Annotated in this window: 11 protein-coding genes; all 11 read right to left on the bottom strand. The window is 47.4% G+C overall.

Features of this window, described 5'->3' with window-relative positions; genetic code table 11:
• Positions 1–89: 89 nt before the first annotated feature.
• Positions 90–926: an Mrp/NBP35 family ATP-binding protein gene (locus tag Q3886_RS05885; protein ID WP_301860260.1), complete on the bottom strand. Its 837-nt coding sequence runs from the start codon at positions 924–926 to the stop codon at positions 90–92.
• Complete coding sequence (locus tag Q3886_RS05880) at positions 923–1,291, bottom strand: DUF134 domain-containing protein (RefSeq protein ID WP_301860258.1); 369 nt, start codon at positions 1,289–1,291, stop codon at positions 923–925. Before Q3886_RS05880 ends, Q3886_RS05885 begins: the two co-directional genes overlap by 4 nt.
• Positions 1,292–1,364: 73 nt before the next feature.
• Positions 1,365–2,807: a sigma-54-dependent Fis family transcriptional regulator gene (locus Q3886_RS05875; protein ID WP_301860256.1), complete on the bottom strand. Its 1,443-nt coding sequence runs from the start codon at positions 2,805–2,807 to the stop codon at positions 1,365–1,367.
• 108 nt (positions 2,808–2,915) lie between these two features.
• Positions 2,916–4,184, bottom strand: coding sequence for an RNA polymerase factor sigma-54 (gene rpoN, locus Q3886_RS05870; RefSeq protein WP_301860255.1), 1,269 nt, complete (start codon positions 4,182–4,184; stop codon positions 2,916–2,918).
• A gap of 15 nt (positions 4,185–4,199) precedes the next feature.
• Positions 4,200–5,600 (bottom strand): AMP-binding protein, encoded by a 1,401-nt coding sequence (locus Q3886_RS05865; protein ID WP_301860254.1) that lies wholly within the window; start codon positions 5,598–5,600, stop codon positions 4,200–4,202.
• Between the two features lie 11 nt (positions 5,601–5,611).
• Positions 5,612–6,799: an acyl-CoA reductase gene (locus tag Q3886_RS05860; protein ID WP_301860253.1), complete on the bottom strand. Its 1,188-nt coding sequence runs from the start codon at positions 6,797–6,799 to the stop codon at positions 5,612–5,614.
• Positions 6,792–7,862, bottom strand: coding sequence for an acyl-protein synthetase (locus Q3886_RS05855; RefSeq protein ID WP_301860252.1), 1,071 nt, complete (start codon positions 7,860–7,862; stop codon positions 6,792–6,794). Before Q3886_RS05855 ends, Q3886_RS05860 begins: the two co-directional genes overlap by 8 nt.
• Positions 7,849–8,535: an MBL fold metallo-hydrolase gene (locus Q3886_RS05850; RefSeq protein WP_301860251.1), complete on the bottom strand. Its 687-nt coding sequence runs from the start codon at positions 8,533–8,535 to the stop codon at positions 7,849–7,851. Before Q3886_RS05850 ends, Q3886_RS05855 begins: the two co-directional genes overlap by 14 nt.
• The gene (locus tag Q3886_RS05845) at positions 8,519–8,755 is read right to left on the bottom strand and encodes an acyl carrier protein (RefSeq protein WP_301860250.1); all 237 of its coding nucleotides are present in this window, start codon (positions 8,753–8,755) and stop codon (positions 8,519–8,521) included. The genes Q3886_RS05850 and Q3886_RS05845 overlap by 17 nt, the downstream gene beginning before the upstream one ends.
• A 10-nt stretch (positions 8,756–8,765) precedes the next feature.
• Entirely contained in the window at positions 8,766–9,488 is a 723-nt protein-coding gene (locus Q3886_RS05840) for a MaoC family dehydratase (protein ID WP_301860249.1), read from the bottom strand.
• 9 nt (positions 9,489–9,497) lie between these two features.
• On the bottom strand, positions 9,498–9,797 hold the full coding sequence (locus Q3886_RS05835) for a NifU family protein (protein WP_301860248.1): 300 nt from the start codon (positions 9,795–9,797) through the stop codon (positions 9,498–9,500).
• Positions 9,798–9,863 lie beyond the last annotated feature (66 nt).

The raw sequence follows: 9,863 nt of genomic DNA, 5'->3' as shown, positions 1-9,863 counted from the left end.
CTTCCCGGCACCCTGGTATAATGTGGAATACACGAAAAAAGAGCGTACAGACTCGAGCAGAATCTGTGCGCTCTTGGCTTTTTATGTACTTAGTCCCCTAATACGCCCTGCAGGAAGGACGCCGTGTCAGACAGGTTGTCCGATTCGTAGCTTTCGATGTCGCCTTTGTCGCAGTATGCAGCAAAGTTGGGGTCAATAGGGAGCTTGGCTGTATGGGGAATGTCGTATTTCTGCGCCGATGCTTCGACGTGGCTGGGGCCGAAGATTTCATGGCGCGTATGGCAGTCAGGACATTCGAAGTAGCTCATGTTTTCGATGAGGCCGAGAATGGGGACATGCATCATTTCCGACATTTTCAGAGCCTTTTCGACGATGAGCGATACCAGTTCCTGCGGCGATGTGACGACGAGGATGCCGTCTACTGGCAGAGACTGGAAGACTGTCAGCGGTACGTCGCCCGTTCCCGGCGGCATATCGACGAACATGTAGTCAATATCGCCCCACACGACGTCGGTCCAGAACTGTTTAACTGCACCGGCAATGACGGGCCCGCGCCATACGACTGGCGAAGCGGCGTCTTCCAGGAGCAGGTTCATGGACATGACTTTGATGCCCGTCTTGGTAGCAACGGGGAAGATCCCTTTTTCATCTCCCGTGGCATGGGCCGTAATGCCGAATACCTTGGGAATAGACGGGCCCGTAATGTCGGCGTCGAGAATGGCTGTTTTAAAGCCGCGGCGCTGCATCTGGACTGCCATGAGGGACGTAACCAGCGATTTGCCTACGCCGCCTTTGCCGCTCATGACGGCAATGACGTGTTTGACATGGCTGCCGGCATGGGGCTTGGCCTGCAGGCTCTGTGGTTCCGTACGGCTGGCACAGCTGCTGCCGCAGCTGGAACAGTCATGGGTACAAGATTCACTCATAAGTTATCATTCTCCTTTGGATGACATGCCCGGTCCTGACAGCCCGTATGGCAGCAGGAGGCGGCATGTTCGCAGATTTGGACAGGACCGCCTTCGATGAGAAGGCGTTTTCCATGGACGAGGGCATCGGCCAGCTTTCGCCGTGCCGTATCGTAAATACCGGTAACTGTCGTACGCGATACATTCATCTGGACGGCACACTGTTCCTGTGTCTGACCGACCAGATCGATGAGGCGGATTACTTCGTATTCATCGACGGTCATGACGACGGCAGCCGTATTGGCTGTACAGTCTGGCGGCGCAAATTCCCCGGCTGCAGGCAGGGAACATACGCGGCGGCACCGCGGCGGTCTCGGCATAGACATACCCCCTTTCGCATCCCATTACGTCCATTATAAAATCATATATGACATATGTCAATAAATGAGAATGCATGAGTCATGATGGTTCTGCTGCCTCTGTATGACGTTTGCGGCGCCGAACAAAGGTAGATGGTGTAATACCTAAGGCTCTGGCGGCATCACGGACATTTCCATACTGCTCGTAGGCTCTGGTGAGGTAGGTATATTCAATATCTGCCAAGGTCTTGTCAAGATCTGCAGGAAGCTCTTCTTGGGGAGATTCAGGAAGAATTTGTTCCGGTGGGGATAAAGGTTCATTTTGTAAGTGCTGCGGCTGATAAAGAATGTGCAGTTCTTCTGGCTGTATTTCATCATGAGCACTGATAATGACCGCCCGTTCGACAATGTTTTTCAGCTCACGAATGTTGCCAGGCCAATGGTAATCATTGAGAAGACGAATAGAAAGAGGAGCAAAGACTTTATGAAAATTATACTTTTTATTTAGTTTTCCCAAAAAAGATAGGGCTAATGGAGTAATATCTTTCTTGCGAAATCGCAGCGGAGGAATAGCGATGGGAAATACGGTAAGACGATAATACAGATCCTGTCGGAACTCACCGTTTTTTACCATTTCTTCCAGATTACGGTTGGTGGCAGCAATTATGCGGACATCAATATGAACGGGTTTTGTGCCGCCAACGCGCATAATCTCCCGTTCCTGTAAAGCCCGCAGGAGTTTGACCTGCATATCTTTAGGAAGTTCACCAATTTCGTCGAGGAACAGCGTACCCTTATTAGCCAGCTCAAACAAGCCAATCTTTCCCGTGCGATTAGCGCCGGTAAAGGCCCCGCTTTCATAGCCGAACAGTTCACTTTCAATAAGCGTTTCCGGAATGGCACCGCAGTTTACCTTGATAAAACTATTCTGCGCCCGTTGACTATGCTGATAAATGTAACGGGCCATTACTTCTTTTCCGACGCCTGTTTCCCCCAGAAGCATGACCGTCGTATCCATGAAGGCGACGCGGTTGGCCAACAAAATCGAAGCAAGAGTCGTTTCATCTTTGATGATCACTTCCTGTTCCGATAAAGGTGTCTGCATGTGTTCTAGCTGCAGGCGTAGCTGTTCCATGGCCAGTGATTTTTCTTTGACCGTTTCTTTTAAATTATAAATTTCTGTCAAATCCCGCACATTGGTAACGATCATTACCAGTTTTCCTGCTTTGTCTGTAATCGGGGAGCTGGTAATGAGGGCTTCTTTGCCAGAGCGAAATCGCTGTTGCAGCGTAATAGGCTTTCCTGTCCTCATAACCATAAGAGAGCCCGATTCAGAAATCAGTTTCTTTTCAACTAATGTAGCTATATTTTGACCAAGTACTTCCTTTTTTGTCAGCCCTGTAATTTCTTCGTATGCATGATTTGTGCGGAGAACATTGCCTTGTTCATCAGTAATAAAAATACCGTCGAAAGAATGTTCAATAATCTCATTCAACTGTTCTGCTGCCTCAGAAACAGTTGAAAAGATTTCTTTCCTTTTCACGATGCAATCTCCTTTCCAATATAAACGGATGCCAATATATACTAATTGTATACTGTATTTTCCTGTTGGGAAAGTACACATGTTAATCCAATACAATTTGCTGTGATATTAGGATAACCGTCGAATGTACGAACTGGGAATACGGAGAAGACTGCGATATTTTTGGATAACCCGGCGGGAAATAGATTGTCTGTACTGACGGGATAACAGGGCAGCTAGCTGGCTGTCGCTGTAAGGATGATATTGATCTTCTGAGTCAATGAATTTTTTGAGAGACAGCTTTACCTGCTCCTTGGACAGCGGCCGATTTTTACTGCCCAGCGGGGCCTGAAATAAAGTTTTAAAGGCGTAGGTCCGCCAGGGTGTCTGTATATATTTTCCCCGTATGGCTCGGCTGATAGTCGATATGTGCAGTCCTGTTTCCTGGGCAATGTCATGGAGTGTCATGGGCCGCAGGGAATGGTATTGGCGCGTATAGGCATATTGCCATTTCCAGATGGCATCAGACAGCTTACACAAAGTTTGACGCCGCCGTTCAATATTGTGCAGTAACAGGTAACAACGTTCATATTTTTGACGAAAATAGGTTTTTACGTCCGGGTCAGTTGTTTGTCGCATCATTTGAATATAATAGTCGCTTATAGAATAGGAAGCAGTCCAAGAATCATTCAGTATCGTTTCATAGCCATCATCTGTTAAGCGGATGATGACATCAGGGACGACATAATCATCACTGTGGGAAAAAAGACCTTTAAGCGGCGATGGATCCAGCGATCGAATCAGACGTAATATGGGGGAAAGCGTTTTTTTTGAAATGTTCTGCATTTGGCAGATAGTCTGAAGGCGGCCGGCAGCAATATCGTCCAGGTGTTGATCAATAATTGCCTCTGCCAGCGGGGAGCAGCGATGAAGTCGACGCAGCTGCAGCTTAAGGCAGTCTGATACGGACATAGCACAGATCCCTGCTGGTTCAAGGGATTGCAGCGTAGCGAGACAAGCCGAGAACAAGCCATCGGGAAGAGGAATTCTCTGACATAGTTCTTCTTCAGATATGGTCAGGTAGCCGCGTTCATCGACTGCTTGTGCCAAATAAGACATTAGTGCCCAGGCTGGCTTGCTGAACTGACTGGGATTCAACTGTTCTAGAATGAACTTTTTTATTTTATCCTGCTCCGGAGCAGCGATGAAGTGTAAAAATTCTGCCGTTCCGTCATTGGATGAAGAAGGACGGTATTCCATGAACGGGTTTTCCTCGGATTCTTTTTGCAGCATGTCCTGCAGGTCTTCAGTAGACATGCTGAGAATCTGCAGTGACTGAAGCTGGCCTACTGACAGTTTTTGTACTTGTTCCTGTGTTAGCGTTACTTGCTGTTTCATACACTGCCTCCATGGTCAATCGGAATTGAAAAGCTCAGTATACTGTATTTTTCCCGATGAATTTTTGGGAATTGCTGGTACGACAATAATAGAAAAACAGCTGGGATGGAGTCCTGTCTTGTTCATGAGAAACTGTTCCAGTACATCGGTGGATTTGGAAGACGTCGTAAATATCCGCAGATCATCATCTTGGCCGGTACAGGCAAATTCTCCATCGGCGAATGCATTTTTGAACAACTGTTCGACTTCGTCCAGACTTACTCGTTTTCCCATGATCTTCACAAATCGTTTTTTACGTCCTGTAATATAGTAGAAGCCATCACTGTCCCGATATGCCATGTCACCTGTACATAAATGGCCGTGCCGCTCGTCTCCGAGACATAAGTCAGACGCGGCATGGGCATATCCCAGCGTGACATTGGGGCCGTCGTAACACAATTCACCTACGACGCCGGGAACTGTCAGTTCCGTATGGTCATCGTCCATAATATGGAATGTGCCGCCGGGAATGGCTATGCCGATACTGCCGAGCTTACGCAGGCAGTCCTGTGCCGGCAGATAGGACATGCGGGCCGTTGCCTCCGTTTGTCCGTACATGACTATAAAGCGCCGTCCTGTTTCAGCAGCAAAGCGACCATATTTTTCCTGAAGTTTTTTTGATAATTTGCCGCCGGCCTGAATGAAAAGCGTCAGATCCGGAAGTGGCATCGTATCTATATGCAGGCGGTTCAGACATTCATACGTAAAAGGCACGCCGGCAATGGACGTAATATGAGATCTTTTACAGAAGTCCCAAAATGACGGTTCAAATACAGTAGCTTCTGTCAGGTACTCTGTTGCGCCGCATAGTACATGGCTGTTGATAACGGATAAGCCAAATGTGTAGTGCATAGGCAGTGTTGATATGGGCCGGTCTGCACAAGTCAGGTCCAGGTATGTTGCAATTGATGCGGCATTGGCCTGGAGATTCTCATAGCTTTGTCGAACTAATTTAGGACTTCCTGTGCTGCCGGATGTTGTCAGTAACAGGGCCAGTTCAGTATATAGTGCAGGTGAGTCTTGGGCAATACGGTACAGACCATAGTCAGCCATTGTATATAGTGGGGGATGGGTATTGTCGGCAACAGGTCGAAATATATAAGCCGGGCTGTACCTCTTTATAAGCTGATGCTGCAAATCAGCATCCATATCGTGGTCTATGAGGATAGGGACAATGCGACACTGCAGACAAGACAGATAAGCCAGGGCTGAGCCGATCGTATTGTGGCAGATAATCGCTGCCAGTGATCGTGGTTTTATGATATCTTTCAGGGACTCTGCTGTATTATACCAGGTGCTGTATGATATGGAATGGTTTTGATCATCTACGAACAGGGTGTGTGCTGCAAACTCAGGATTTCTGTCGAAAAAATACATCCTCATCCCTCCTAATTCATAATTCGGGACAACATTTCTATCATATTGAAACCATCCCAAATAATGTTCATTTCCAAGGCCTGCCCGACAGGCACAACGCGATCTACGCCCATAATGCCAGCAGCCAGCAAGGTCTGGCGAACAATGGCAGGATCTGCCCCTATGGTAGTAAGCGTCTGAATTTTTTTTCCCAAGTATGGCGTCATTTTACTGATGGAATCAATCGGATATTGAAAAAACTGGCCAAATGATCCTGATAAAGGCGTAATATCAGCTGGAAGTGAGGATAAGGTGTAGACATACAGTCTGTTATCAAATCGCTGTATGGATTTCAGCTGCGGTACTGTCATGGCAAAAGACCAGGCATCAGTATACTTGTTGCTTACTTTTATGGCTTGTAAGTCATAGTTACGACTTTCTGCTGCGATGGACAGCCACCAGCGACGCTGTGCCTGTTCGTAGCTACCTGGATTCTCCGTGAGCCAGAAGAGCAGACGTGGACTGGAGCAGGCGTTTTGATCCGCTTCATAGGTATCATTGTAAAAGCGATGGGCCCATTCTCTTAATTCGTCTTCAGTGCAATTGGCGATGCAGGCGCTGTCTGCCAGAGCGATAGAATAGCGGTCTGCAAAGGTTAATTCAATGGCCTGCGGCATCAATGGTGATGTACGAATCTGCCGAATGGCTTCATCTCCTCCCCATAAGACGCGGCAGTCGCAGCGAAGAGAAAAGGTATCAGTCAGTTTTTGATTATGCTCATAGGAAATGATGGCATTGAACTGTCCCAGTTCCTGAAAATCTGGCTGATTCCATAAGTTCTGTAGAATCTGGCAGACTGGCTGGATCTGACTGGCAAGCCGGGGGGATATACGAACAATATTACTGCCGTTGCCAGCGAGAAGAGAAATGGCCAGACTGTAGACAAAGACGGCCGCCATATTGGCCGGTGCAATGTGAAAAATCAGGCCTCGGCCTAGTCGGCGATTTAATACAGGGATTGTACTGGCCATCTGTTTCAGGTGAGCTGACCGCAGCCAAAAGCCCAGAGCTGCCCAAGTTGCACTGGAATCAGACCAGCCGTGATGTAGGAGTTTCTGTGATAGTGCTTGTAAAAATGTTATTGCTGTCGGTGAAAATGGTGGCATGGGCTTTGCTGTTTTTGGTATAGTCCCAGCCAGTATGGTATATGTTTTATTCATGTGTATCACTGCACCCCTTTATTTCTGCCTGCGGAATACGTCCGATTATACGGAAATATGTCCCTTTGCGGCCACAGGGACAGTCGTCGATTCCTTCTATGGCCCCCATATCTTCGGTCAGGATGGAATGACCTGGATAGGATGCGGCGATAGGCGATAAGACCTGAATGATTCCCGTCTGGCCTGGAGGACAGACGGAAAAATCTGCAGGATTTCGGATAAGAACATCGGAGAAAATGCTGGCATGGAGATGGCCATATTCACATTCCATGTAAATGCAGCCAGTTTGCTCTGCCATACCATAATAGTTGTGGACACGGCGAATATGAAACTGTTCGTAAAGCCGCTGTTTGTATGTCCTGGCAGATACTGCTTGATCGGCCATCTTTTTCCAGCCGCCGCCGTGCAGGACGATGGCATTGGAGAAGTCATAGGCATACCCCTGGGTTTTCAGTGCTTCACACAGATATTTCCAGATCATGAATGTAAAACCGAAGATCAGAACTGGCTGCTTTTCTGCGTATTGGGCAAAAGCATTCAAGGAAGCTATATCGACATCCATTGTGTCAGTCAGAGCATAAAATTTCTTTTTGGCAAACAAAGAAAAACCGAGAATTGCCGCACCACGGGCGTTAAAGGCAGCCCGATCCCGGAATACTGACGGGGCGTCGACGATAAGCATGGGTAACCGCTGTTTGCCAAAAAAGCTTTTCATAATGGCATAGAGTGTCAGTTGTTGATTTTGTGCGGTCTGCGCATCCAGAACGATGTAGGATCGTCCCTGACCAGATGTACCTGACGAGGTTATGGTTTTGAAGATATCTTTGTCCGGAATGCTTTGTAGGGACTGCTGTTTGAACAGACGAATCGGCAGAAATGGAATCGTATCTATCGTCGGATAGCCTCCCTGCACTTGGTCTAGAAGCTTTAAGGCTCGCCCGTATTTTGGACATTGTTGACGATGCCAGTTTGTCAGGTCCTGGAGAAGCGGCAGGCTACGCTCTTCTTTTTCAGCTTGTGCCCAGCTGTATGGCGAATGCTGTAGTAATTCAGTATAGTCCATAATGCTGTTTTACCTCCTCTGTCAGGATAAACGGCAAGCCGTGACCGGGATAGGTCCACATTGGCGTGGGAAGCTCGCGAAGCAGCTGTTTTCCAATTTGTTCATAGGCCTGCTCATCGCCGCCGGGAAGGCGGGTAATAACGTCTTCCCCGGGAATGAAGTAGTCGCCAGAGAACAGCATTGTTCCGTTGACGGTAATGCACGTACTGCCTGGCGTATGGCCTGGCACGAGCAGGCAGTGAAACGTAAAGTTATGCCAGGAAAACATGTAGTTTGTACCTGAAAACGATCTGTCTGCTGGCTGGCAGGTAAACCTGGGATACGATACACGGAGTTTTCCGTTGCTTTTGAAATATAAATAAGATTCCATCATGCGGGTCATATTTATTTTTGTACTTTGTATGCCATCGCTGCAGGGTTTGCTGGCAATGACCTGGACATTTCCGGAAGACCGCAATGTATTGAGCCCGCCAATGTGATCGCAGTGCTCATGAGTCAGTACGATTGTTTCAAGAATAAGCTCTTTTTCTTTTAAATAGGGAATAATGAGATCACTGTTATTGGGATCTATAAGCAAGGCCCTGTTATGAGATGTAAAGATATAGCAGTTGCTTTCGGTCAGCGGGTCGGTCAGACAGGCCGGTTCATAAGCCGGCTTAGATATCCACGCCATATTTTCGGAGAATGTCCAGCCCTTTTTCGTAGGAACTGAAAGCCAGCACGTCTGGAGTATCAATAGAAATATCGAACGCATCCTCCATATCTTCCATTAAGTTCATATGTCCCATGGAATCCCACTGTTTGATACCTCTGTATTTCAGACCCGGCAGATCTTCTTTCTTAAGTTTAAAATTGCGCATAAATAAATTATCATATATTTCTAAATTGGTCATAATTGTTCACCTATTCCTTATGTGATAATGGCTGTATTGTAAAAAGTGACTTTGTCATTAACTGCTGGCATGTTCCTTCTGCAACGATGGAACCGTGCTGGTTCGTACAGATACCGCGAAGTGTGCCAATATACCAGCGTTTCTGTTCAGTTATACCTTCGAGTGTAACCGTAGCTGTAATCGTATCGCCGCTATAAACGGGTGCTGTAAAACGGAGAGATTCTTCCATGAGAATCGTTCCGTCACCGGGAAGCTGCATTCCCATGACAGAAGAAATGAGGCTGCCCGTCAGGACGCCATGAACGACAGGCCGGCCGAAACCGTATTGTGCGGCGAAAGAAGAATCGGTATGGATCTTTCCGTAATCTCCTGTTAGAGCCGCAAAGGTCTGAATATCAGCGTCTGTAAAGGTTTTACTCATAGAAGCAGAATCACCGACATGGAGTGTCCGTTTTTTTGTTTTTTCTGGTATACGGTTTGCTGTCAACAGTTCTCCGGCAAAGGAAGCAAACTGCTGAGGAGAACAGAGTTGAACAAAGCGTCGTGCAGCCAGCCCTTCCGATGTAGCACAGGCAGTCATGCAGCCGCAGACTAACAGATATATGTCACAGGCTGCCTTTCCAGGGTCATACGTAAATTCATGCTGAGGGAATTGTTCCTTCAGTTTTTCGACCTCTTTTGTCCTGTCGTAGCGAGGATTGCAGCCGCCGCAGTATTTGATGCCGATTTTCATGGCGGCCTCCTAGTTGTGACGATGATGCAGTAAGGCTTTTGCCTGAGCGATCAGGTCATCACTGACACCGCTTACGAGGACGACGTCCTGGATCTGCGGAAGATGTTCTTTTACTGTTTGAGCAATAATTTCTTCTGTGGTCAGCTGAGCAGATGGACAGCCGCTGCATTTTCCTGTTAGACGAACACGCAGAATGCCATCGGCATAGCTGACGATAACGACATTTCCCTGATGGTTTGCCAGGGAAGGACGAACGTACTTGGTCAGAACCATTTCAATGTTCTGTATGGGTAGTGCAGATAGTGTCATAATATTCACATCCTTTTAGCATAATTCACATATATTATAAGCAAAAAATGTGCCAAGATATAGAAG

Origin of the sequence: uncultured Megasphaera sp. (assembly GCF_958350005.1) — a bacterium.
In the GTDB taxonomy this organism is placed as follows: Bacteria; Bacillota; Negativicutes; order Veillonellales; family Megasphaeraceae; genus Megasphaera.
This window is presented reverse-complemented; position numbering and strand designations above follow the sequence as displayed.